This is a genomic window from Roseicyclus amphidinii, assembly GCF_030163755.1.
GTDB lineage: Bacteria > Pseudomonadota > Alphaproteobacteria > Rhodobacterales > Rhodobacteraceae > Roseicyclus > Roseicyclus amphidinii.
Genome location: NZ_JASJOE010000049.1, coordinates 1 through 24,179 on the forward strand (window position 1 = coordinate 1; position 24,179 = coordinate 24,179).

Consider the following 24,179-nt stretch of genomic DNA (forward strand, 5'->3'; position numbering starts at 1 on the left):
GGGGCCGCGGGCACAGCCGGGGCGGGGGCGGCATAGGCCGCCGGGGCAGGGGCCGCCACCATCGCCGTCTGGCGCGACACGCGCACGTTCAGCCAGTCGTGTTCGGCGTATTCGCGCTTCACCTCGATCTCGGTCAGGTCCTTGTCCTTCAGAAGCGTCGCCAACGCCTCGATGAAGGCCACGTCGCTTGCCCGGGTCGCGTCTGTTTCGTCGGTCATGTCTGTCCTCGCACTCCGGGGCCTGCCGCGATCTCGCGTGCGCGCGCCCCGCGCCTCCCATGGCCGCGTCCGCCGCGAGCCACATGATCGCCGCCTATAGCGCAGCGTTCGCGCGGGGAAAACCCGCCCCGTGGCCCCGACATGGGCTTCGACTGGCGGCTTTTCAGCCCATCGGTGCCCGATTTTTCGGCAACCCGGCTCCTGCAGGCGGAAATCCTCGGGTAATCGGCCCGTTGCAGAAATTTACCATTTGATAAAAAATAGGACCCGTGCCAGCCTGCTCCCGACAAGATCGCCATTCGCCTGCAGGGAGATGCACCCGATGACGAACAGCCCGTTCACCCCCGGTATCGCGCCCGCGCGGCTCGACGCCCAGACACTTTCCGCGAATTTCGACGACCTGCACCCGCCCCTTGACGGGCACGAGGCGCTGGTGGCCGCGGATCGCTGCTACTTCTGCCATGATGCGCCCTGCATCACGGCCTGCCCCACCTCCATCGACATCCCGCTCTTCATCCGCCAGATCGCCACCGGCACGCCCGAAGCGGCGGCCAAGACGATCTTCGACCAGAACATCCTCGGCGGCATGTGCGCCCGCGTCTGCCCGACCGAGACGCTCTGCGAAGAGGCCTGCGTGCGCGAGACGGCCGAGGGCAAACCGGTCGAGATCGGGCGGCTGCAGCGCTACGCCACCGACACGCTGATGGCCGCGGGCGTGCATCCCTACGCGCGGGCCGAGCCGACGGGCAAGCGCGTGGCGGTCGTGGGCGCGGGGCCTGCCGGGCTTGCCTGCGCGCATCGTCTGGCCATGCATGGCCATGACGTCGCGCTCTACGATGCCAAGGAAAAGGGCGGCGGCCTGAACGAATACGGCATCGCCTATTACAAGGCCGTCGGCGGCTTCGCCGAGGCCGAGGTCGACTGGCTGCTGAAGATCGGCGGCATCACGCTGCACACCGGCAAGGCGCTTGGCCGCGACATCACGCTCGAGGGGCTGAAGGCCGAGCATGACGCGGTCTTCCTCGGGATGGGGCTTGCGGGCGTCAACGCGCTGCGTGCCGAAGGCGAGGGGCGCGCGGGCGTGCTTGATGCGGTCGGCTTCATCTCGGACCTGCGGCAGGCCGGCGACCTTGCCAAGCTGCCGGTGGGGCGCAACGTCGTGGTGATCGGCGGCGGCATGACCGCCATCGACGCCGCGGTGCAGTCGAAACTGCTGGGCGCGGAAAACGTGACGGTTCTCTATCGTCGGAGCCGCGAGGCGATGCCCGCCAGCCGCTACGAACAGGATCTGGCCGCCTCCAAGGGCGTGCGCTTCATCTTCAACGCCATGCCTGTGGCTGTCCTCGGCAATGGCAGCGTCACGGCGCTGCGCGCCGAATACACCCGCTCCGAAGGGCGGTCGCTGACCGGCACCGGCGAGACCTTCGACATTCCCGCCGACCAGGTGCTCAAGGCCATCGGCCAGACGCTTGAGGGCGCGCCCGAGGGCATCGAGATCACCGGCGGCAAGATCGCCGTGACCGGGGCGGGGCGCACATCGCTGCCCGGTGTCTGGGCCGGGGGCGATTGCGCCGCGGGCGGCGAGGACCTGACCGTCACCGCCGTAGCCGAGGGCCGCGACGCGGCCGAGGACATTCACGCAAGCCTTATCGGCTGACGCGATTATTCGTACGAATAATCGCAACTTGCGAATTTTCGTACGAAAATTCGGATAGGCACAGAGGGAGACCAGGATCATGGCAGACCTTTCCACCGACTTCCTGGGCATCAAGTCGCCCAACCCGTTCTGGCTGGCCTCGGCGCCGCCGACCGACAAGGCCTACAACGTCGAGCGCGCCTTCAAGGCGGGCTGGGGCGGCGTGGTCTGGAAAACGCTCGGCGAGGCCGGCCCGCCCATCGTCAACGTCAATGGCCCGCGCTATGGCGCGATCTGGGGCGCGGACCGGCGGCTTCTGGGGCTGAACAACATCGAGCTGATCACCGACCGCCCGCTCGAGGTGAACCTGCGCGAGATCAAGCAGGTCAAGCGCGACTGGCCCGACCGCGCGATGATCGTCTCGCTCATGGTGCCCTGCGAGGAAGAGGCCTGGAAGGCCATCCTTCCCCATGTGGAGGACACCGGCGCGGACGGCATCGAGCTGAACTTCGGCTGCCCGCACGGCATGTCCGAACGCGGCATGGGTGCGGCCGTGGGGCAGGTTCCCGAGTATATCGAGATGGTCACCCGCTGGTGCAAGCAGAACACCCGGATGCCGGTGATCGTGAAGCTGACGCCGAACATCACCGACATCCGCTATCCCGCGCGCGCGGCGAAGCGGGGCGGGGCGGATGCCGTTTCGCTGATCAACACGATCTCCTCGATCACCTCCGTGAACCTCGACGATTTCAGCCCCGAGCCGATGATCGACGGCAAGGGCACCCATGGCGGCTATTGCGGCCCGGCGGTGAAGCCCATCGCGCTCAACATGGTGGCCGAGATCGCCCGCGATCCCGAGACGCAGGGCCTGCCGATCTCGGGGATCGGGGGCGTGACCACCTGGCGCGACGCGGCCGAGTTCCTGAGCCTCGGCGCGGGGACCGTGCAGGTCTGCACGGCGGCGATGACCTACGGGTTCAAGATCGTGGAAGAGATGAAATCGGGCCTGTCGCAGTATCTCGACGAGAAGGGCATGGCGCTCTCCGATCTGGTCGGGCGGGCCGTGCCGAACGTGACCGACTGGCAATACCTGAACCTCAACTACGTCACCAAGGCCCGGATCGACCAGGACGCCTGCATCAGCTGCGGCCGCTGCTTTGCGGCCTGCGAGGACACCAGCCACCAGGCGATCTCGATGTCCGAGGACCGCGTCTTCGAGGTCAAGGACGACGAATGCGTCGCCTGCAATCTCTGCGTCAACGTCTGCCCGGTCGAGGGCTGCATCACGATGGAGAGGCTGGAGGCCGGCACCATGGACGAGCGCACCGGCAAACCGGTCGAGCCGGTCTATGCCAACTGGACGACGCATCCCAACAACCCCGGCGCGGTGAAAGCGGCGGAATAGGGTCGCCGCCGTCCGCAAGCCGACACGTCAGAGGGGGCCGTCAGCCCCCTCTCACGCGTATCGGAGATGAAAACGGATCAGGGTGCGAGAAGCCGTGTGAACAGCGTGTCGAGAAACCCCTCGGCCTCGGTCAGCGGGTCGCGGCCCTCGCCCAGCACCGCGCGGACCTGCGCGTCGAAATCGGCGTAATGCTGGGTCAGGGCCCAGATCGAGAAGATCAGGTGATGGGGGTCGACATCGGCGATGCGCCCCTGGGCGATCCAGCCGCGGATCAGCTCGGCCTTCTCGTCGACCAGCGCCTTCAGCTCGGTCTCCAGCCCCTCCTGCATGCGCGGCGCGCCCTGCACGATCTCGTTGGCGAAGAGCCTGGATTCGCGCGGAAAATCGCGGCTCATCTGCAGTTTGCGGCGCACGTAGCCGCGCAGCTCCTCCATCGGATCGCCGCCCGTGTCCATCTCGCGCAGCGGGGCGAGCCAGGTGTCCATCAACCCGCTCAGAAGGGTGACGTGGATCGCCTCCTTCGAGGGGAAGTAATAGAGCAGGTTGGGCTTGGACAGCCCCGCGGCACCCGCGATCATGTCGAGCGTCGCGCCCCGGAACCCGTGCTGCGAGAACACCTCGAGCGCGGCTTCGAGGATGGTTTCCCGGTTCTTCTTCTGGATCCGCGTGCGCGGTTTTTCCATTCCCATGGCCCCATCTGACCTTGCCGCGGCGGGGGGTGCAATCCCTGTTTCGCACCGCGCCCAAACCCCGTGCAGCCCTGCCCGTTCAGGCATCATTTGCCTTGTCTTTGCGCGCCCCCTGGCCGAGAATTCATTGACTGGCACAGCACCTCTGCTAGCGTGTCCTTGACCGGATGGTCAAAAATGAATCCAGCGGGTCGGCGGTGCGCGCCCGGACCCCGCGAGACAGGGAATGCCGACATGGCCCTTGACCGTTCCAACCCGGTGCCGAACGACCTTTCGGCGTTCTGGATGCCCTTCACGGCGAACCGCCAGTTCAAGCAGAACCCGCGGATGTTCGTCTCGGCCGACCGGATGCACTACAAGACCGCCGACGGGCGCGAGGTGCTGGACGGCACTGCGGGGCTGTGGTGCTGCAACGCCGGCCACAACCGCCCCAAGATCGTCGAGGCGATCCAGCAGCAGGCGGCCGAGCTGGACTATGCGCCGGCCTTCCAGATGGGCCATCCCAAGGCCTTTGAGCTGGCCAACCGGCTGCGCGACATGGCGCCCGCGCCGATGGAGCATGTCTTTTTCACCAATTCCGGCTCGGAGAGCGTCGAGACCGCGCTGAAGATCGCAATCGCCTACCAGCGCGCCATCGGTCAGGCCAGCCGGACCCGGCTGATCGGGCGCGAGCGCGGCTATCACGGGGTGAATTTCGGCGGCATCTCGGTGGGCGGGATCGTCAACAACCGCAAGGTCTTCGGCAGCCTGCTGACCGGTGTCGACCACCTGCCGCACACCCATCTGCCGGGGCAGAACGCCTTTACCCGCGGCCAGCCCGAGCATGGCGGGAACCTTGCGGATGAGCTTGAGCGCATCGTCGCCCTGCACGGCCCCGAGACCATCGCCGCCGTGATCGTGGAGCCCGTGGCGGGCTCGACCGGCGTTCTGATCCCGCCCAAGGATTACCTCCAGCGGCTGCGGCAGCTTTGCACGAAACACGGCATCCTGTTGATTTTCGACGAGGTCATCACCGGCTTCGGCCGCCTCGGCGCGCCCTTCGCGGCGGATTACTTCGACGTGATGCCCGACATGATCACCTGCGCCAAGGGCCTGACCAACGGCGTGATCCCGATGGGTGCCGTGCTGGCCACCAAGGAGATCCACGAGGCCTTCATGCAGGGCCCCGAGCACATGATCGAGCTGTTCCACGGCTACACCTATTCGGGCAACCCGATCGCGTCGGCCGCGGGCATCGCCACGCTGGAAACCTACCGCGAGGACGGGCTGTTCGAGCGCGCCGCCGAGCTTGCGCCCTATTGGGAGGATGCGGCCCACAGCCTTGCCGATTGCCCGCATGTCATCGACATCCGCAACATGGGCCTGATCGCGGGGATCGAGCTGGAACCCATCGCGGGCGAGCCGACGAAACGCGCCTTTGCCGCCTTCCTCGATGCCTATGAGCACAACGTGCTGATCCGCACGACCGGGGACATCATCGCGCTCTCCCCGCCGCTGATCATCGAAAAGGAGCATATCGACATCCTTTTCGGCACCTTGCGCGACATTCTTAAGCGTCTGCATTAAGAACGACGCCCAAATCACTGAACTGGAAGGGAAAGACATGCCGTCTCCGGCTGAGAACATGAAGATCGACGGTCAGCGCCTCTGGGACACGCTGATGGAGATGGCGAAGATCGGTCCGGGTGTGGCGGGCGGCAACAACCGCCAGACCCTGACCGACGAGGATGCCGAGGGCCGCGCCCTGTTCCAGAGCTGGTGCGAGGCCGCGGGCTGCACCATGGGCCTTGACGAGATGGGCAACATGTTCGCCCGCCGCGAGGGCACCGACCCGGACGCGCTGCCGGTCTATGTGGGCAGCCACCTCGACACCCAGCCGACGGGTGGCAAGTATGACGGCGTGCTGGGCGTGCTGGGCGGCCTCGAGGTCATCCGCACGCTCAACGATCTGAACATAAAGACGAAACATCCCATCGTCGTGGTCAACTGGACCAACGAGGAGGGCACGCGCTTTGCCCCCGCCATGCTTGCCTCGGGCGTCTTCGCGGGGCGTCACACGCTCGACTGGGCCTATGACCGGACGGATGCAGCGGGCAAGCGCTTCGGCGACGAGTTGGAGCGGATCGGCTGGAAGGGCGAGGAAAAGGTCGGCGACCGCAAGATGCACGCCATGTTCGAGCTGCATATCGAACAGGGCCCCATCCTCGAGGCCGAGGGCAAGGATATCGGCGTCGTCACCCACGGGCAGGGCCTGCGCTGGGTGCAATGCACCGTGACGGGCAAGGAAAGCCACACCGGGTCCACGCCCATGGCGATGCGCCGGAACGCGGGCCGCGGCTTGGCGCTGGTGACCGAGCTTGTGCATGAAATTGCAATGAAAAATCAGCCCGGTGCCGTCGGCGCGATCGGGCATGTCGACGTCTACCCCAACTCGCGCAACATCATCCCCGGCAAGGTCGTCTTCACCGTCGACATGCGCACGCACCTGTTGGACAAGCTCAACGGGATGGTCGCCGAGCTGATGGACCGCGCGCCCAAACTCTGCGAAGAGATCGGAGTGGGGTTCGAGGCCGAGATCGTGGGCCAGTTCGATCCGCCCGCCTTCGACGAGGGGTGCGTGAACACCATCCGGCAAGCCGCTGACCGGCTTGGATATTCTCACATGGACATCGTGTCCGGCGCGGGGCACGATGCCTGCTGGATCAATGACGTGGCCCCCACGGCGATGATCATGTGCCCCTGTGTCGACGGGTTGAGCCATAACGAGGCTGAGGAGATCAGCCCCGAATGGGCCGCCGCCGGCACCAACGTCCTGTTCCACGCCGTCGTGGAAACCGCGGAGATTGTCGAATGATGTCATTGCGTTATGCAGTTCCGGCCGCGGTCTTGGCCCTGTCGGCCTGCGTGTCCACGCCCAGCGAGCCGATGCCCGAGGAATTGCGCCCCGAGGTGCGCGCCCTTGCCGCGCCCGGCCAGGACCTCAGCCAGGTCCGGCTCGAGAGCGACGGCTGCTACTGGTATCGTTACGAGGGGCCGGTCGAGACGACCTTCCTTCCGCTGCTGACGCGCGACGACCGGATGATCTGCGTGCGGACGCCCGCGATCTGACGCGAAGAAGAACACGAAAACAGGGGGATACGAGATGAGCACAGTCATCAAGGGCGGTACCGTCGTCACCGCCGACCTGACCTATGCGGCCGATGTGCTGGTCGAGGGCGGCAAGATCGTCGAGATCGGCCAGCACCTCACCGGCGACGAGGTGCTGGACGCCACCGGCTGTTACGTCATGCCCGGCGGGATCGACCCCCACACCCATCTCGAGATGCCCTTCATGGGCACCTATTCCAGCGATGATTTCGAAAGCGGCACCCGCGCGGCGCTGTCCGGCGGGACCACGATGGTGGTCGATTTCGCGCTGCCGAGCCCCGGCCAGGGCCTGCTCGACGCCTTGCAGATGTGGGACAACAAGGCCGGGCGCGCGAATTGCGACTATTCCTACCACATGGCCGTGACCTGGTGGGGCGAGCAGGTGTTCGACGAGATGAAAACCGTGATCGAGGATCGCGGGATCAATACTTTCAAGCATTTCATGGCCTACAAGGGCGCGCTCATGGTCAATGACGATGAGCTTTACGCCTCGTTCAGCCGCCTGTCGGAACTGGGCGGCATCGCCATGGTCCATGCCGAGAACGGCGACGTGGTGGCGGAGCTGACGGCGAAGCTGCTGGCTGCGGGCAACACCGGGCCCGAGGCGCATGCCTATTCGCGCCCCGCGCAGGTCGAGGGGGAGGCGACGAACCGCGCGATCATGATCGCCGACATGGCGGGTGTGCCGCTATATGTTGTGCATGTCTCCTCCGAGGACGCACATGAGGCCATCCGCCGGGCGCGTTCGCTGGGCAAGCGGGTCTGGGGCGAGCCGCTGATCCAGCACCTGACGCTGGACGAAAGCGAGTATTTCCACCCCGATTGGGACCATGCCGCGCGGCGCGTGATGTCGCCGCCCTTCCGCAACAAGAAGCATCAGGACAGCCTTTGGGCCGGGTTGATGAGCGGGTCTTTGTCGGTCGTGGCGACCGATCATTGCGCCTTCACCACCGAGCAGAAGCGGTTCGGCGTGGGCGATTTCTCCAAGATCCCGAACGGGACCGGCGGCCTTGAGGACCGGATGCCGATGCTCTGGACGCAGGGGGTGGGCACGGGCCGTCTGACGCCGAACGAGTTCGTGGCGGTGACTTCAACGAACATCGCCAAGGTCTTGAATTGCTACCCGAAAAAGGGCGCGATCCTGGTTGGCGCGGATGCCGATATCGTGGTCTGGGACCCCGAGAAGGAGAAGACGATCACGGCAGGCGCGCAGCAATCCGCGATCGATTACAACGTCTTCGAGGGTCATCACGTGAAGGGCCTGCCGCGCTTCACGCTGACGCGCGGGTTCGTGGCCGTCCATGACGGCGAGGTGCGGACCAAGGAAGGGCATGGGGAGTTCGTGAAGCGGCCCGGCAACGGGACGGTGAACCGGGCGCTCAGCACCTGGAAAGAGCTGACCGCGCCGCGGCCGGTGGAACGGACGGGTATTCCCGCGACGGGGGTCTGATGGGTTACTACGAACCAACAGAATTCTTGGAAGAATGTCGAGATTACGGAGCCCTTGGGTTGACGATAGCTCGCTTTTCCCGGTTTGAGCACGCACTTGATGGCTTTGTTTGGGCCGTCGCAGAATGCTGCCCAAAAGTTGCGAGTGCATTCTCGAATAAGCCTCCACATACTTATAAAGAGAAGTTTGATTTCTTGCGCTTTTGCCTACTGTCGGTACCTCAGCTTAGGCGAGTACCGATGTACAGTGATGGGACGATGAACTTCACATCATTGTTCCTGATGGCGGAGGAGATTGTTTCACTCCGAAAATTTGTTGCTCATGGTGCGATCTTTGCCACTCATCACGTCGATGATCGTATAAGCAACTATACGCTCACTAAGTGGAGAATAACGAAAGCAAGCGCTACCGAGCATTCCGTCAAAGTCGGGATTGTTACGCTAGACGAGATAGGTCGAAACGCTGATACCTTGCGACGGCTACTTCAAAACTACTCTCTATTGCTAAAAGGCCAGTTGGACATTGCCGAGGAGGAAAAGCGACAGAGAGAGATTAGGAACAATCGAAAGGAACTGGCGGAACTTGGACTGCTCCCTGATGGTTGGGCGGTAGAAATGGATTCATTACGAGTGACCTTGTTGCCGTCGGAGTCATCGAATGCATGATGCGCCGGTGATAGAAGCTCAAAATCTCGATCTGACCTTCCAGACCGCGGACGGGCCGGTGCAGGCGTTGCGGGATGTGAACCTCGAGATCGGCAAGGGGGAATTCGTCAGCTTCATTGGGCCGTCGGGCTGCGGGAAGACGACCTTCCTGAGGGTCATCGCGGCCTTGGAGCATCCCACGGGCGGGACCATCACCGTGAACGGGATGACCCCGGATGAAGCCAGGAAATCAAGGGCTTATGGCTATGTCTTCCAGGCTGCGGGGCTTTATCCATGGCGGACCATCGAGAAGAACATCAAGTTGCCGCTGGAGATCATGGGGTTTGAAGCCGCGGAGCAGGAAAGGCGCGTGAAGAACGTGCTGCAACTTGTTGATCTGGAAGGGTTCGGCAAGAAATTTCCTTGGCAGTTGTCGGGCGGGATGCAGCAGCGGGCGAGCATTGCGCGGGCCTTGGCCTTCGATGCCGACATCCTGTTGATGGACGAGCCCTTCGGGGCGCTGGACGAGATCGTGCGCGATCATCTGAACGAGCAGCTTCTGAAGCTCTGGGCGCGGACGGAAAAGACCATCGGCTTCGTGACCCACTCGATCCCGGAAGCCGTTTATCTGTCTACGAAAATCGTCGTCATGTCCCCGCGTCCGGGACGCATCACCGACGTGATCGAGAGCGATCTGCCGAAGGAGCGGCCGCTCGATATCCGGGACACGCCCGAGTTCCTGGCCATCGCCCATCGCGTCCGCGAGGGGCTGCGCGCGGGGCATGCCTATGACGACTAGGGCCCCTGTCACACTGCGTGCACAGGCTGTGCACATCCCGTGCATACGCCGTGATGCGGCGCGCCGGGCCGATTGCGACGCGTCCGCAGGTCGCAATCCGGCGCGCGGGGCGCGGGCACTCGCGGCTAGACCGGGGGCGGTCCCTGGTAAAGGCGCGGGCGATGAGTGCGGGTTTCTTCGCGTGGCTGGCGGCCGCGATGGTCATCTTCCTGAGCGGCAGCACCGCGCTGCGCGCCTATGTCTCGGCGCCGAAGCCCGTGCTGCTGGTGGCGGCGCTGATCCTCTACACGCTGGGCAACCTGATCATGGTGCGGCTGATGCGCGAGACGGGGATGGCGGTGGCCATTTCCATCTCGGCGGTGCTGCAACTGGTGCTGGCCGCGGGCGTGGGGATCGCGCTGTTCGGGGAACGACCGGGGATGCTGCAATCGGCGGGGCTGATCCTCGGCGTGGTCGCGGTGGCGCTGATCGTCTGGCCGACGCGCCCCGGCTGAGGGGGGCGGCATGAGTGAAACAGGCCAGAAAAGGCCGCGGGGCGCCTTTTTCGTCGGTGCGTTTCCCATCATCGGGCCGTTTGGGATTTTTTTCCGCGCCGCTGTAGTCGTGGCTCTGCTGATCGTTCTATATCTTTGGATCATCAGCTTCTCTGACGGGTGGTATGCCGAGCCGCGCACCAGACGCCTGGAATTCCTTGGAAGGATCGCCTTGTTCCTGAGGGAGTATCCCGCCGCCTTCTTTGGTCCCTTTGGACTCTTGCTGGTCTGGGACACCGTCTGGGTCTGGCAGCGGTATCGGCGGTGGCGCGACTCCGGAAACGAGGCCAGACGATGACCGACGGAGTCGCCCCCGCGATGTTCGGGCCGAAATCGGCTGCGCGCTGGGTCGGCGCGGTCTCTGGCGCGGTGTTGCCGGTGATGGCGGTCGTCGCGGCCATCGTGGCGATCTGGTATGGCGGGTCGGTGATGATGAACCGCGCCTGGACGCTGGACCAGATCGAGCGGCGCGGCCTCGAGATGACCACGATGGAGATCGTCGCCGACACGATGAACCAGGAACGGCCCGTCCTGCCGACGCCGCACCAGGTGTTCAACGAGTTGTGGGACACCACGGTCGGCGAGCCGATCATGCGGGAACGCCGGGGCGAATTGCAGGGCAATCCGCGCAACCTGTTCTTCCATGCCTATCACACGCTCTGGCCCACGATCCTGGGCTTTGCCATCGGCAGTTTCCTCGGCATCCTTCTGGCCGTCGGCATCGTGCATTCGCGCGCCATGGACATGAGCGTCATGCCCTGGGCCATCGCCAGCCAGACCATCCCGATCCTCGCCATCGCGCCGATCATCGTGGTGGTCGTCTCGAACCTGCCCGCGCTGAACAACGCGGTGGACCAGGGGTGGATCAGCGATGACACCAAGCTGTTGGTGCCCAAGGCGCTGATCTCGTCCTACCTGAGTTTCTTCCCGGTGGTCGTCGGCATGGTGGCGGGGCTGCGCAGCCCGAACGCCAGCGACCTCGACCTGATGCGGACCTATTCCGCCAGCCGCGGGCAGACCTTCTGGAAACTGCGGCTGCCGGCCTCGGTACCGTTCCTCTTCACCTCGTTCAAGGTGTCCATCGCGGCCGCGCTGGTGGGCACCATCGTGGCGGAGCTGCCGACCGGGGCGCGCTTCGGGCTGGGCGCGCGGTTGCTGACGGGGAGCTATTACGGGCAGACGATCCAGATCTGGTCGGCGTTGTTCATGGCGGCGATCTGTGCCGCGGCGCTGGTGATCCTGCTGGGCGCGCTGGAACGGGTGGTTCTGAAGCGCATGGGGGTGCGGACATGATGCGGCCTGTGATCGGGGCGGCGGAAACCGCGCGGTTTCCGGGCCGAAAAACACGTGTTTTTCGGGGCGTTTTCCTGCAGGAAAACGGGGCGGAAAACTGCAGTTTTCCGCATGGGTGGCGGGCATGAAGGCCGTGGCCTTCCCGCAGTGGGGCCTGCCCGCGCTGGGCGCGGGCCTGGTTGCGCTGGCGGCTGTCAGCGACACGCGGCTGGCGCTGATGCTGGCCGTCTGGTTCGGGGCCTGGGCGCTGAACGCGGCCCTTGCCAACCGGGCGAGGGGGGCGGGCGCGCGGCTGGCGGTGCCGGTGATCTTCGGGGTGACGCTGCTGGTCCTGTGGGAAATGGCGGTGCAGCTTTACGACATCTCCTTCGTCATCCTGCCTGCGCCCTCGGCGATCTGGGCGCGGATGATCGCCGAGACGGCGACGCTGTGGGCGGATTTCCAGCAGACGATCCTGAAAGGCGCGCTGGCGGGTTATATCATCGGCTGCGGCGCGGCGTTCCTCGCGGCGCTGGCGGTGGACCGCTCGGGCTTTCTGCAGCGCGGGCTGTTGCCGGTGGGCAATTTCATCGCGGCCCTGCCCATCGTGGGCACGGCGCCGATCTTCGTGATGTGGTTCGGCTTCGGCTGGCAGTCGAAATCGGCGGTCGTGGTCGCCATGGTGTTCTTCCCGATGCTGGTGAATTGCGTGCAGGGGATGAAGGCCAGCGACGCCATGCAGCGCGACCTGATGCGGACCTATGCGGCGAGTTACGGGCAAACGTTGCTCAAGCTGCGGTTGCCCACGGCGCTGCCCTTCATCTTCAACGGGTTGAAAATCTGCACGACCCTTGCGCTGATCGGGGCGATCGTTGCCGAATTTTTCGGCTCTCCGACCGTGGGCATGGGTTTTCGCATCAAGATCGAGATGGGGCGGCTCGCCATGGATATGGTCTGGGCCGAGATCGCCGTCGCGGCGCTGGCAGGCTCGCTCTTCTACGGGCTGGTCGCGCTGATCGAGACACGGCTGACATTCTGGCATCCGTCGCAAAGACGGTGACGACGGCGATAACGACAAGAATCCAACCTGGAGGGAAGATCATGAAAAAGACACTGATACCGGCGCTGGCGCTGGGGCTCGTCGCGGGTGCGGCGCAGGCCCAGGACGAGGTGACGCTGCAGTTGCAGTGGGTCACACAATCGCAGTTCGCGGGCTATTACGTGGCGCTGGAGAACGGCTATTACGAGGAAGAGGGGCTGGATGTGACCATCCTGCCCGGCGGCCCCGACATCGCGCCGCCGCAGGTGCTGGCGGGCGGCGGGGCCGATGCCATGCTGAACTGGATGCCCTCCGCGCTGGCTGCGCGCGAGCGGGGTCTGCCGGTGGTCAACATCGCCCAGCCCTTCGTGCGCTCGGGGCTGCAGCTGACCTGCTGGGCGGATGCGGGGATCGAGGAGCCTGCGGACCTGGCCGGGCATACGGTCGCGCATTGGTTCTTCGGCAACGAGTATCCGTTCATGGGCTGGATGAACCAGCTGGGCATCCCGATCGACGGGTCGGAGAACGGCGTGACGCTGCTGCAGGCGGGCTTCAACGTCGATCCGCTGTTGCAGCGGCAGGCCGATTGCATCTCGACCATGACCTATAACGAATACTGGCAGATCATCGACGCGGGCGTCTCGCCGGACGAGCTGGTGACCTTCCGCTATTCGGAATACGGGGTGGACACGCTGGAGGATGGCATCTGGGTGCTGGAAGAGAACCTGGCCGACCCGGAGTTCTTCGACAAGATGACCCGTTTCGTGCGCGCCTCGATGCGCGGCTGGGTCTGGGCCGCCGAGAACCCCGACGAGGCGGCGATGATCGTGCTCGATTATGACGAGACGGGCGCGCAGACCGAGGAACACCAGAAGCGCATGATGGGCGAGGTGGCGTTGCTGGTCGATCCGAACGGGGGCGCGCTGGATGTCGCATCCTACGAGCGGACGGTGCGCACGCTGCTGGAAGGCGGCGACGCGGTGATCACGACGGAACCGGAAGGGGCCTGGACCTCGGCGGTGACGGACGCGGCGCTGGCCAACTGAGCGCCCCACGATCTCGTGGATTTGAACAGTCCCGGAGGTCACCTCCGGGGCTGTTTGCGTGTCACAGGCGCAGGTCGAGGACCGGGGCGGGCGCCGCGCCGGGCTTGTCGCCATCGCCGACGCGCTGCGTGTCGAGCGGTTCGATCCCGTGCGGCTTGAGCGGCGCGGGGAGGCGGGACGGGGGCGGCAGCGGAACAGGCGAGAGGGGCGGCAGCATCGAGACGGCTCCGATCAGGTGCGAACGCCCCCATCCGCGCGGGCAGGATGGCCCGGCTTGTGCAAGCGGTAAAGGGGACCGGTAAAGGTTTAGGCATTGCAGCCGCGGCGGGGCATGGGTCGGTCATGTCACCTCGAACGGGCCTCATTGTCGTGAGTTTCATGGGTCGCGTCCGCTCTGTCTGGCGACTGGACATGCTTTTCGATAGGGATCATCGCAAGACATTCGTTTGTGGTGAAAACATGCCGGAACTGGACGCAGGCGAGAGAAAGCTCTGGCGTGTTCTCGACGTGGCACTTGTGTCAAGTTTCCTGGTGGTGGCTCTGCGGGTGCTGAACGATGTCCGCTTGGGCGGGCATGGTTTCAAACAGGGTGACTACCTGATCAACTCAATCGTCGAACCGGTTCGCCGCGGGCACTTGGGGACGGCGGCGATATGGGTTTCCGATCTGCTCGGCTCCAATCCGCTTTACGTTGTCGCGGCGTTCCAGTTCGTCATGCTGGTGATCCTGTACGTGTCCGTCAGGACAGTTTTTCGGGCAATCGGACGCGCGGAATTGGCGCTGTTGCTGGCGCTGTCCGCGGCGTTTTTCGTCACCTTCTGGGTCGCCGATCCGCAGGGATCGGTCAGGAAGGAGTTGATCGCTTTCGCCGGTCTGGCGCTTCTGGCGTCAGGGTTTCTTGCGAGGTCCAACCTGAAGATCGCCTTGGGCGCGGTCGTGTTTTGTATTGCGCTGGTGTCCCACGAAGCGATGGTGTTGCTGCTTCCGGCCTGTGCCGCGATATTCGTGATCGGACGGGATGGCCCCTCCGGCCCGCGTCTTGTTTGGGCTTTGGCCGGCCTGATCGCCCTGACCGCGGCCTATACCGCGTGGTATACGCTGACCTTCAACGAGGTCAGCGCACCGGACAGGATTTGCCTTCCATTGTTGGAACGCGGCGTTGGGGAACATGTCTGCGGTGGTGCGATTGCATGGCTGCAGCATGACATGGATTACGGTATGAGGCGTGTTGCGGAGATGCTTGACGGGCCGGGCATTGCAAAATTCGCGGCGGGTTATCTTGTCTCCCTGCTGCCGTTCGGACTGATTTCGATTAACCAGGACCGGCCAAGGGTTTTCCTGTTCGGCGTGCTGATCGCGGCGCTGCCATTTGTTCCGCTTTATGTCATTGCCGTCGACTGGGGACGGTGGATCGGTCTGCATGTTTTTTCGGTCACCGTGCTGTTCTCGATGCTCCTGGCGACAGGGCGGGCACGTTCCGATTTCCCGATACGTCGCCCACGGTTCTACGGGCTGCTTGCGCTCGGCGTGGTGTTGTCGCCGTCACATGTGCTGGGCATCCTGACGATCATCAGGTGATGCGGGCCGCGTGCCGAGATGGTTTCAAGCGGCTGAACAATCCTGTTAAGCTCCCGCCGTCATCGCCCGGAGTGTCCATGCCCCCGATTTCCCCGTCCGCGCGCCGTGCGCAGCTGACCGGCAACCGCATCCGCGAGCGGCGCTTGGTCATGGGGATGAAACAGGCCGACCTGGCGGCGGCGGCGGGCATTTCGCCGTCCTACCTGAACCTGATCGAACACAACCGCCGCCGCATCGGGGGCAAGCTTCTGATCGCGCTGGCCCGCATCCTCGAGGTGGAGCCGGTGCAGCTGTCGGAAGGGGCGGATGCGACGCTGCATGACGCGCTGCAATCGGCGGCGCAGGAGATGACGGCGCGGTTCGGGCCGCCGCCGGAGGTCGACCGCATCGACGAGATGGCAGGGCGGTTTCCGGGCTGGGCGGGGCTGATCGCGGCGCAGCAGAAACGCGCCGCGGCGCTGGAGGCGCTGGTCGAGGGGCTGCGCGACCGGCTGGGGCATGACCCGGTGCTGGCGGAATCGATGCACGAGGTGCTGTCGACCGTGGCCGCGATCCGCTCGACCGCCGATATCCTCGTGCGGGAGCCGGACCTGGATGCGGTCTGGCGCGGGCGGTTTCACCGCAACCTGCACGAGGAGGCCGAGCGCCTCTCGGCGCGCGCCACCGCGCTTTTGGGGCATTTCGAGGCCGAGGAGGCCGAGGCGGCGGCCCGCGCGGCCTCGACCCCCATCGAGACGGTCGAGGCGATGTTCGAGGCGGCCAGCCACCATTTCCCGATGATCGAGGCCGAGGGCGAGGCCGCGATCCCCGAGGTGCTGGAGGGGGCCGCGGGCATGGACGATCCGGCCACGCGGGCGCTGGGGCATCGCTGGTTGCGCGCCTATGCGCAGGATGCGGCGCGGTTGCCGCTGTCGGTGATGCGCCCCGCGGCTGAGGCGGCGGGCTACGATCCCGCGGCGCTTCTGGGGCTGGGCGGGGGCGACGTGGCGCTGGTGCTCAGGCGCATGGCGACCCTGCCGCGGCAGGCGGCGCTGGACGAGGGCGCGCCGCCCTTCGGGCTGGCGGTCTGCGACGGGGCGGGGGCCTTGATCTTTCGCCGCCGGTTGGCGGCGTTTTCCATCCCGCGCTTCGGGCCGGGTTGCCCGCTCTGGCCGCTCTACCGGGCGCTGGGACGCCCCGGCCAACCGGAGGCGGCGGTGATCGAGATGCCGCAGGGCGCGCGGTTCCGGGTCTGGGCGGTGAGCCAGCCCGCGGCCCCGGCGGGCTTCGGCGAGGCCCCGGTGATGCAGGCGGTGATGCTGATCGCGCCCGAGGGTGCGATGCCGGGGCCCGGCCCCGCGGGGCCGCCCATCGCGGCCGGTCCGGGCTGTCACCTCTGCCCGCGCGAGGGCTGCGCGGCGCGGCGCTAGAGCGTTTTGCGTTCATTCGCAGTCACGCGACCCGCTCCAACGATGTGATGTCGCATGTTCGAGGCGCGCAAAACCGGTTCCCACTTTTGCGCACCATGCTCTAACCCTTTCCGCGGGCCTTCTTTTCCTTGACCGCGCTGCGCACCAGCTTGCCGAAGGCGCGGTCCTTGCCGCGGCGCTGGGCGAGGTTGGCGGAGTTGAAGGCATCCTCGGCCAGAAGCTTGTGCCAGCGCGCCACCCGCTCGGCGTCGAGCTGGCCTGCCGCCACCGCGGCGCGGACGGCGCAGCCCGGTTCGCGGTCATGGGCGCAATCGGAAAAGCGGCAGTCACCGGCCAGCGCGGTGATGTCGTCGAAGAGGTCGGCAATGCCGTCCGCCGCATCGGCCAGTTGCAGCTCGCGCATGCCGGGCGTGTCCAGCACCAGGCAGGCGCCGGGGATGGCGTGCAGCTGGCGGTGGGTGGTGGTGTGGCGGCCCTTGGCGTCATCCTCGCGGATGGTTTGCGTGGCGAGGGCTTCGGCCCCGAGCAGCGCGTTGGTGAGCGTGGATTTCCCCACGCCGGAGGAGCCGAGGAAGCCCACCGTGCGCCCCGGTCTGCACCAATCGGCCAGCGCGCGGGCCGGATCGCCGCCGCGGGCGTCGAGGGCAAGCGCGGGCACGCGGGCCGAGATGGCGCTGGCCTGATCGATGTAGGCGGCGGGGTCGTCCGCGAGGTCGGCCTTCGTCAGCAGGATCACCGGCTCGATCCCCGCCTCGAAGGCCAGCGCAAGGTAGCGTTCCAGCCGGGCGACGTTGAAATCGGCGTTGCAGGAGGTGACGACGAAGACCGTGTCGAGATTGGCCGCGATGGGCTGCATCCGCCGGTCATGCCCGGGCGCGCGGCGCTGGATCAGGCTGGAGCGGTCCAGAAGGCGGCTTTGGTGCGGGCTGTCGCAGTCGAGGAGCAGCCAGTCGCCCACCGTGACCTCGGGCAGGGGGGGCAGGGTGGTGGCGATGCCATCGCCCTGCACCTGCATCCCGCTGCGGTGGACGGACATGACGCGCACGGGGGGCGTGGCGGCCAGCGCCTCGGCGTCGATCTGCCGGGCGAAGGCCGGGCCCCAGCCGAGCGCGGTCAGCGGGTCGGGGCCGTGGCGCGGGGGCGGGGCCGTGCCCGGCAGGAAGTTGGAATAGTCGCGGGTCATGGTGGGTGTGTTTACCACAATTCCGGGCGGTTGAAGGGGGAAACGCAGGCCGCGGGCCCTTTGACCGGCGTGAGTGGCGCATCGGTCAGGGATTGCGCGATCCAGCCATGGGGGTGCGACAGGGGCAAGGGGGCGGGCAGGGTGGCCTCGGCCACGGGCGCGAAGCCGGTCTGGCCGTAGAAGGCCCGGTCGCCGTAGGTGACGGCGATGTCCGTGCGCTCGGCCCGGAGGTGGTCGAGGGCGTGGGCGATGAGGCGCTGGCCGATGCCCTCGCCCTGCCGGTCGGGGGCGACGGCCATGGGCGAGAGCAGCATCATCTTTCGGGGGTCGGGATAGGTGAGGGGGGTGAAGATCACCCCGCCCACGATCTGCCCGTCGTCCCACGCGGTGAAGGCGCGCAGCGCGTCGCGCGGCACCTCGGCCAGCAGCCGGGCGACGAGGGTGCCGATCAGCGCGCCCTCGACCGTGCCTTCGGAGGCGGTGAAGGTGGTGGCGAACAGGGCGGCGATGGCGGGCTCGTGGCCGGTGATGTCACTGCGGAAGTCCATGGCAGGAGGGCCTTTCGGGGCAAGCTCAGGGGCGTTGGAGAACGAAGAGTTCGTAGCCGAACTGGCCGCGGGCGTTGCGCCAGCAGTCCAGTCCGGCGGTGAGATCGGCCGGAACCTGCGTGCCCGACAGCCGCCCTCGCCATCGCGGCCACGCGGGCGGCGAGGGGGGTATAATGGGCGTCGAGCGCCGCGGGGCCGGGGTCGATCCGGCCCCGCACGCGGTAGCCCGCGGCCCGTGCCTGTGACAGGCGGGTGGGGACATCGGCCATGTCGGGGTATTCGCGCGCCCGGAAGGCGCGGAGCTCCGGGTCGGGGGTGGCGCTGCGCCAGACCATGTCCGACAGGACCAGCGTGCCGCCGGGCCGCAGCAGGGGCCGCCACAGCGCCAGCGCGGGCGACGCCGATGATATGGGCGCTGCCCTCGGCCCGGATCGTGTCGAAGGGGGTGTCGGGTGCGGGCAGGGCGGCCATGTCCTGCGCGGCGGTGGTGATCCGCCCGGCATGACCCGATGCCGCGGCGGCGGCCTCGAGCCGGGCCAGCGCGCCCGTGTCGGTGTCGGTCGCAGTGATGCGCGCGCCGGTTTCGGCGGCGAGCTGCAGGGTGGCCGCGCCGGGGCCGCAGCCGATCTCGAGGATCGCGCCGGGACTGCCGGGCAGCAGCGCCAGCGCGCGACAGGAGGGCCACCTTGCCCGCCTCGGCCCCGGTGAAGCCCTGCCGCATCAGCCATGCGCGGTGCAGGTCGGGGGCCACGCGCTCGATCTCGTCGTGCCAGTCGCGCAGGCTGCCGCGGCCCGGAAGCCCGGCGACGAGGTCGCGGGCGCGGGTTTTGGCGGCGATCTCGGCCTCGAGCGTGTCGAGCCGCGCGGCAAGCAGGCCGGCGTCGAGCTGCCCGTCGAGGCAGGCGCGGCATTCGGCAAGGCTCAGGCCCGCGGCCTGCAGGCGCTGCATGGCAAGGCGCCGGCGGTCGCCCTCGGTGTAGACCCGGTAGCCATTGGCCTGCCGCCGCCCGCGCAGAAGGCCGATCCGCTCGTAATAGAGCAGCGTCGCGCGCGAGAGGCCGACCGCCCGCGCGAGGTCGGAAACCAGATAGGTGGGTGCATCGGTGCGAGTCATGACGGGGCTGGTAAGGTGTGAAGTTGTAGACGGGTCAAGCCCTATCCTTTGCACCCGGTCGGCCCCGTTCTTCCCATTGCCTAATCGCGCGGCGCGCTGCACACTCGCGCAACCCAAGGCGAGGGAGGGAAAGCCATGGGCGGGCGTATCTTGTTGATCGAGGACGAGGGAAACATTCTCGAGGCGATCACCTTCATCCTCAGCCGGGCCGGCTGGGAGGTGCAGGGCCATGGGAATGGCGCGACCGCGCTGGAGGCGGTGGGCCGGGTTGCCCCCGACGTGCTGGTGCTGGACGTGATGTTGCCGGGTCGCTCGGGGCTGGAGATCCTGCGCGACCTGCGGGCCGCCCCCGCGACCGCCGGTCTGCCGGTGCTGATGCTGACCGCCAAGGGGCAGGCCAAGGACCGCGAGACGGCGATGGAGCTGGGCGCGAACGCCTACCTGACCAAGCCCTTCTCGAATGCCGAGCTTCTGGCCACCGTGTCGCGGCTGGCCGAGGCCCCGGCCGGAACCGACGGCGTCTGAGGCGGGGCCGATGGCGCGGCGGCTGTTTCTCGAGCGGCGGACCTACCGGCAGAACCGGTTGCAGGATGCCGCCCGGCTGTTGCCGGTGCTGGCGCTGGTGCTGTTCTTCGCGCCGATCTTCATCCGCGGCGAGGCCGAGCCGGGCGGCCCGCAGCTTGCCACCTGGCTGGTCTATTACTTCGCCGTCTGGCTGGGGCTGATCGCCTTGACCGCCTATGTCTCGCGCTCGCTGGTCCGCGGCGGCGAGATCGCCCCGGAGCCCGACCGGGAGGAGGGCTGATGCTCAGTTTCGACGGGCTGGTCGCGGTCTGCGTGGTCTACGTGGCGCTTCTGTTCGGCATCGCCTTCCTGGCCGAGAAGCGCGCGACCGAGGGCAAGGCGGGCTGGCTCAACTCGCCGGTGACCTACACGCTCAGCCTGTCGATCTACACGACGGCCTGGACGTTCTACGGCGCGGTCGGATCGGCGGTCAGGACCGGTCTGGAGTTCCTGACCATCTACCTCGGGCCGACGCTGGTCTTCATCGGCTGGTTCTGGCTGCTCAGGAAGATGGTCAGGATCGGGCGGGCGCAGCGGATCACCTCGATCGCCGACATGATCTCGAGCCGCTACGGCAAGTCGGGCGGGCTGGCGGCGCTGGTGACGGTTCTCGCGGTGCTGGGGGCGACGCCCTATATCGCGCTGCAGTTGCAGTCGGTCGCGCTGTCCTTTTCGGCCTTTGCGCGCCCCGGTGCCTTCGGCACGCCGGACGCGGACCAGACCGCGGTCTGGGTGGCGGCGGGGCTGGCGCTGTTCACCATCGTCTTCGGCACCCGCTCGCTCGACCTCAACGAGCGGCATCCGGGCCTTGTGTCGGCCATCGCGGTCGAGGCGGTGGTCAAGCTCTTCGCGTTGCTGGCGGTGGGGGTCTTCGTGGTCTGGGGCGTGGCCGACGGCCCCGCCGACATGCTGGCCCGGATCGAGGCCAGCCCGGTGTCGCAGGCGCCGTGGAACGGGGCGCGCTGGCTGGGGGTGACGGCGCTGGCGGCGGCCGCCATCCTGTGCCTGCCGCGCATGTTCCAGGTGCTGGTGGTCGAGAACTCGGACGAGCGCCACCTGGCGACGGCGGGCTGGGCCTTTCCGCTCTACCTGTTGCTCATCAGCCTGTTCGTGGTGCCCATCGCGGTGGTGGGCCTTGGGCTGGAGGGGGCGGGGTCGAACCCCGACCTTTTCGTGCTGACCGTGCCGCTGGCGCTGGGGCAGGACGGGTTGGCGCTCCTGGTGTTCCTGGGCGGGTTCTCGGCGGCGACCTCGATGGTGATCGTGGCCGCGCTGGCGCTGTCGACGATGCTGTCGAACCACATCATCATGCCGATCTGGCTGCAGATCACGCGCCATGACGACCCGATGTCGGGCGACATGCGGCGCGCGGCGCTGATGGCGCGGCGGCTGTCGATCCTGGGCGTGATGTTCCTTGGCTACGGCTATTACCGGCTGTCGGGGGGCGCGGATGCGCTGGCCGATATCGGGCTGATCGCCTTTCTGGGCGTGGCGCAGATCCTGCCGGCGCTTCTGGGCGGCATCCTGTGGCGCGGGGCCACGCGGGTGGGGGCGGCGCTCGGCATCGGGGCGGGGTTCGCCATCTGGGCCTGGCTGTTGCTGCTGCCCAACCTGGCCGAGACCGGCGGCCTGATCCCCTCGGTGCTCGAGGCGGGGCCCTTCGGGCTGTCCTGGCTCAGCCCGGCGACGCCGTTGGGGCTGCAGGCGACCGATCCGCTGCTGACGGCGATGGTGTTGTCGCTGGGGGTGAACACCTTCCTCTTCATCTTCGGCTCGCTGGTGTCCTTTCCCAGCCCGCTGGAGCGGCTGCAGGGCGCGCAATTCGTCAATGTCTACGACCATTCCCGGCCGCTTTACGGCTGGCAGGGGGCGGCGGGGGCCGCCGATGACCTGTTGATCATGGCGCAGCGCATCCTGGGGGCGGCGCGCGCCGGGCGGCTGTTCCAGCAGGCCGCCGAGGCGCAGGGGCGCACGGGCGACCTGCCCGAGCCGACGCCGGATTTCCTGGAACGGCTGGAGCGCGAGCTGTCGGGCTCGGTCGGGGCCGCGACGGCGCATGCGATGGTGGCCCAGATCATCGGGGGGGCCAGCGTCTCGGTGCGCGACCTGCTGGCGGTGGCCGACGAGACGGCGCAGATCATGGAATATTCCAGCCAGCTCGAGGCGAAATCCACCGAACTGGCCCAGACCGCCGCCCGGCTGCGCGAGGCGAACACCAAGCTGACCGAGCTGTCGCGGCAGAAGGATGCCTTTCTCAGCCAGATCAGCCATGAGCTGCGCACGCCGATGACCTCGATCCGGGCCTTCTCCGAGATCCTGATGCAAGCCGACCCGCTGGACGACACCGCGCGCGCGCGGTTCTCGCGGATCATCCATGACGAAAGCCGCCGCCTGACGCGGCTTCTCGACGATCTGCTGGACCTGTCGGTGCTGGAGAACGGGCGCGTCACGCTGAACGAGGCCGAGGCGCGGCTGGGCGATGTGCTGGATCGCGCGATCCATGCCGCGGGCGCGCAGGCGGGCGACGGGCGGCTGACCCTCGAGCGCGACCCCGAGGCCGAGGACGTGCGGCTGGTGACCGATGCCGACCGGCTGGCGCAGGTTTTCATCAACCTGATTTCCAACGCGCAGAAATATTGCGACGCCGAGGCCCCGCGCCTGAGCATCCGGGTGCGGCAGTTGCCGGGCCGGGTGGAGGTGGATTTCACCGACAACGGAAGCGGCATCCCGCCGCGCCAACAGGCGCTGATCTTCGAGAAATTCGCCCGCGCCGACAGTGCGACCGGCGCGCCGGGGGCGGGGCTGGGCCTTGCCATCAGCCGCGAGATCATGGCGCGGCTGGGCGGCGGGCTGGTGCATGTGCCCTCGGAGAAGGGGGCGCGGTTCCGGGTGCGGCTGCCGGGGCGCGCCTTGCGCGCGGCTTGAGGGTTTCTTAACGATTCGCGGCGAGGCTGCGGGGTGAGTTTCTCCCCCCTCCGACCCCGAGGCGCGCCTTGCCCATGCCTGTTTCCTCGTCCGATCCCGTTCTGCGCCGCAAGATCGCCGCCCATGCGCGCCCCGCGCCGGAGCCGCCCGATGGCACGGCGGAGGCCGCGACCGGCTTCACCCGCGCCCTGCGCCATGCCGCGGCCCCGTTCGAGGGGCTGGGGCTGCAGGCCGGGGCGGCGCTGGCCCGCCGCGAAGCGGGGCTGACAGCCGCCCTTGCCGCCTTGCCCGAGGCCGGGCTGCTCGCCGTGATCGAGGCGGAGGGCGGCGCGCGCGGGCTGGTCGCGCTGTCGCCGGGCATGGTCGACGCGCTGGTCGAGGTGCAGACCACCGGCCGCGTGGACGCGGGCGAGCTGCCCCCGCGCGAGGTCACCCGCATCGACGAGGCGCTGGTGCGCGAGTTCCTCGATTTCACCCTTGCCGCCTTCGCGCAGGAGACCGCGGAACTGCCGGGGCGCGACTGGCCCGCGCGGCTGGTCCATGGCAGCCGCGTCCCCGACCGCGGGCAGGTGTCGCTGCTGCTGCCCGAGGGGCGGTATCTGGTGCTCGTGGCCGATCTGGGCTTCGAGGGGGTGACGCGCCGGGCCTCGGTCGTGCTGCTGCTGCCGCCCGAGGGGGCGGGGGCGATGCCCGGCAGCTCGGCCACCGCCACCGGGCCCGCGCCTGCCGATCCCGACTGGTGCCGCGCGCGGCAGGGAATGATCGACAGGATGCCCTTGCCGCTGGAGGCGGTGCTGATGCGCGTCACCCGCCCGCTGGCCGAGGTGGACCGGCTTGCGGTCGGTGACCTCATCCCCTTCGGGGCGGGCGAGCTGGCCCATGTGACGCTGGAAACCGGGGCCGGGGCCGCGGTGCTGTGCGGCCGGTTGGGGCAGATCGGCGGACGGCGCGCGCTGCGCCTGCCCGGCGCACCCGCACCG

Annotated in this window: 23 protein-coding genes and 3 pseudogenes; 19 read left to right on the plus strand and 7 right to left on the minus strand. The window is 67.4% G+C overall.

What is annotated here, in order from left to right; all coding sequences use genetic code 11:
- A pseudogene (locus QQK83_RS14620) lies at positions 1–218 on the minus strand (acetyl-CoA carboxylase, biotin carboxyl carrier protein); the annotation flags it as partial.
- Between the two features lie 322 nt (positions 219–540).
- Here QQK83_RS14620 and QQK83_RS14625 point away from each other — a divergent pair.
- Together QQK83_RS14625 and preA are read left to right on the plus strand one after the other, a co-directional pair.
- On the plus strand, positions 541–1,875 hold the full coding sequence (locus tag QQK83_RS14625; RefSeq protein ID WP_284265450.1) for an NAD(P)-dependent oxidoreductase: 1,335 nt from the start codon (positions 541–543) through the stop codon (positions 1,873–1,875).
- Between the two features lie 79 nt (positions 1,876–1,954).
- Entirely contained in the window at positions 1,955–3,259 is a 1,305-nt protein-coding gene (gene preA, locus QQK83_RS14630; protein WP_284265452.1) for an NAD-dependent dihydropyrimidine dehydrogenase subunit PreA, read from the plus strand.
- Positions 3,260–3,336: 77 nt separating this feature from the next.
- Here preA and QQK83_RS14635 read toward each other — a convergent pair whose 3' ends face one another.
- The gene (locus tag QQK83_RS14635) at positions 3,337–3,948 is read right to left on the minus strand and encodes a TetR family transcriptional regulator C-terminal domain-containing protein (RefSeq protein WP_284265453.1); all 612 of its coding nucleotides are present in this window, start codon (positions 3,946–3,948) and stop codon (positions 3,337–3,339) included.
- A gap of 234 nt (positions 3,949–4,182) precedes the next feature.
- Between QQK83_RS14635 and aptA the strand changes: the two genes are divergently transcribed.
- From aptA to QQK83_RS14690, 11 genes are all read left to right on the plus strand, one after another.
- Complete coding sequence (gene aptA / locus QQK83_RS14640; RefSeq protein WP_284265455.1) at positions 4,183–5,514, plus strand: omega-aminotransferase AptA; 1,332 nt, start codon at positions 4,183–4,185, stop codon at positions 5,512–5,514.
- 37 nt (positions 5,515–5,551) lie between these two features.
- Complete coding sequence (locus QQK83_RS14645) at positions 5,552–6,802, plus strand: Zn-dependent hydrolase (RefSeq protein ID WP_284265457.1); 1,251 nt, start codon at positions 5,552–5,554, stop codon at positions 6,800–6,802.
- Complete coding sequence (locus QQK83_RS14650) at positions 6,799–7,056, plus strand: hypothetical protein (protein WP_349816234.1); 258 nt, start codon at positions 6,799–6,801, stop codon at positions 7,054–7,056. The genes QQK83_RS14645 and QQK83_RS14650 overlap by 4 nt, the downstream gene beginning before the upstream one ends.
- Before the next feature lie 34 nt (positions 7,057–7,090).
- The gene (gene hydA, locus QQK83_RS14655) at positions 7,091–8,545 is read left to right on the plus strand and encodes a dihydropyrimidinase (protein WP_284265459.1); all 1,455 of its coding nucleotides are present in this window, start codon (positions 7,091–7,093) and stop codon (positions 8,543–8,545) included.
- Entirely contained in the window at positions 8,545–9,210 is a 666-nt protein-coding gene (locus QQK83_RS14660; protein WP_284265461.1) for a hypothetical protein, read from the plus strand. Before hydA ends, QQK83_RS14660 begins: the two co-directional genes overlap by 1 nt.
- Complete coding sequence (locus QQK83_RS14665) at positions 9,203–9,988, plus strand: ABC transporter ATP-binding protein (RefSeq protein ID WP_284265463.1); 786 nt, start codon at positions 9,203–9,205, stop codon at positions 9,986–9,988. The genes QQK83_RS14660 and QQK83_RS14665 overlap by 8 nt, the downstream gene beginning before the upstream one ends.
- A gap of 161 nt (positions 9,989–10,149) precedes the next feature.
- Positions 10,150–10,482, plus strand: a complete 333-nt coding sequence (locus QQK83_RS14670; protein WP_284265465.1) for a hypothetical protein — start codon at positions 10,150–10,152, stop codon at positions 10,480–10,482.
- Between the two features lie 10 nt (positions 10,483–10,492).
- A complete protein-coding gene (locus tag QQK83_RS14675) occupies positions 10,493–10,819 on the plus strand; it encodes a hypothetical protein (RefSeq protein ID WP_284265468.1) in 327 nt (108 codons plus the stop codon).
- 20 nt (positions 10,820–10,839) lie between these two features.
- A complete protein-coding gene (locus QQK83_RS14680; protein ID WP_284265495.1) occupies positions 10,840–11,814 on the plus strand; it encodes an ABC transporter permease in 975 nt (324 codons plus the stop codon).
- A gap of 217 nt (positions 11,815–12,031) precedes the next feature.
- On the plus strand, positions 12,032–12,853 hold the full coding sequence (locus QQK83_RS14685; protein WP_284265497.1) for an ABC transporter permease: 822 nt from the start codon (positions 12,032–12,034) through the stop codon (positions 12,851–12,853).
- A 41-nt stretch (positions 12,854–12,894) separates the two neighbouring features.
- Positions 12,895–13,878, plus strand: coding sequence for an ABC transporter substrate-binding protein (locus tag QQK83_RS14690; protein ID WP_284265470.1), 984 nt, complete (start codon positions 12,895–12,897; stop codon positions 13,876–13,878).
- A gap of 61 nt (positions 13,879–13,939) precedes the next feature.
- On the opposite strand, the gene QQK83_RS14695 is transcribed toward QQK83_RS14690, so the two are convergent.
- Positions 13,940–14,095 (minus strand): hypothetical protein, encoded by a 156-nt coding sequence (locus QQK83_RS14695; RefSeq protein ID WP_284265472.1) that lies wholly within the window; start codon positions 14,093–14,095, stop codon positions 13,940–13,942.
- 194 nt (positions 14,096–14,289) lie between these two features.
- Between QQK83_RS14695 and QQK83_RS14700 the strand changes: the two genes are divergently transcribed.
- Together QQK83_RS14700 and QQK83_RS14705 are read left to right on the plus strand one after the other, a co-directional pair.
- A complete protein-coding gene (locus QQK83_RS14700; RefSeq protein WP_284265474.1) occupies positions 14,290–15,456 on the plus strand; it encodes a hypothetical protein in 1,167 nt (388 codons plus the stop codon).
- Positions 15,457–15,533: 77 nt separating this feature from the next.
- Positions 15,534–16,865 carry a helix-turn-helix transcriptional regulator gene (locus tag QQK83_RS14705; RefSeq protein ID WP_284265476.1) on the plus strand — a complete coding sequence of 444 codons (1,332 nt, stop codon included), beginning with the start codon at positions 15,534–15,536 and terminating at the stop codon, positions 16,863–16,865.
- Positions 16,866–16,965: 100 nt separating this feature from the next.
- Here QQK83_RS14705 and rsgA read toward each other — a convergent pair whose 3' ends face one another.
- From rsgA to QQK83_RS19380, 4 genes and pseudogenes are all read right to left on the minus strand, one after another.
- Positions 16,966–18,048: a ribosome small subunit-dependent GTPase A gene (rsgA, locus tag QQK83_RS14710; protein ID WP_284265478.1), complete on the minus strand. Its 1,083-nt coding sequence runs from the start codon at positions 18,046–18,048 to the stop codon at positions 16,966–16,968.
- Between the two features lie 11 nt (positions 18,049–18,059).
- The gene (locus tag QQK83_RS14715) at positions 18,060–18,596 is read right to left on the minus strand and encodes a GNAT family N-acetyltransferase (protein WP_284265480.1); all 537 of its coding nucleotides are present in this window, start codon (positions 18,594–18,596) and stop codon (positions 18,060–18,062) included.
- 447 nt (positions 18,597–19,043) lie between these two features.
- Positions 19,044–19,262, minus strand: a pseudogene (locus QQK83_RS19375) (SAM-dependent methyltransferase); the annotation flags it as partial.
- Positions 19,263–19,548: 286 nt separating this feature from the next.
- Positions 19,549–19,941: pseudogene (locus QQK83_RS19380) on the minus strand (MerR family DNA-binding transcriptional regulator); the annotation flags it as partial.
- Between QQK83_RS19380 and QQK83_RS14725 the strand changes: the two are divergent.
- The 4 genes from QQK83_RS14725 to QQK83_RS14740 all read left to right on the plus strand — a co-directional run.
- Entirely contained in the window at positions 19,846–20,235 is a 390-nt protein-coding gene (locus QQK83_RS14725; protein ID WP_284265485.1) for a response regulator transcription factor, read from the plus strand. The pseudogene QQK83_RS19380 and the gene QQK83_RS14725 overlap by 96 nt on opposite strands.
- 10 nt (positions 20,236–20,245) lie before the next feature.
- Complete coding sequence (locus tag QQK83_RS14730) at positions 20,246–20,515, plus strand: hypothetical protein (RefSeq protein ID WP_284265487.1); 270 nt, start codon at positions 20,246–20,248, stop codon at positions 20,513–20,515.
- The gene (locus QQK83_RS14735) at positions 20,515–23,199 is read left to right on the plus strand and encodes an ATP-binding protein (protein ID WP_284265489.1); all 2,685 of its coding nucleotides are present in this window, start codon (positions 20,515–20,517) and stop codon (positions 23,197–23,199) included. The genes QQK83_RS14730 and QQK83_RS14735 overlap by 1 nt, the downstream gene beginning before the upstream one ends.
- A gap of 74 nt (positions 23,200–23,273) precedes the next feature.
- Positions 23,274–24,179 (plus strand): FliM/FliN family flagellar motor switch protein (locus tag QQK83_RS14740; RefSeq protein WP_284265491.1); only part of this gene is annotated, 906 nt, incomplete at its 3' end.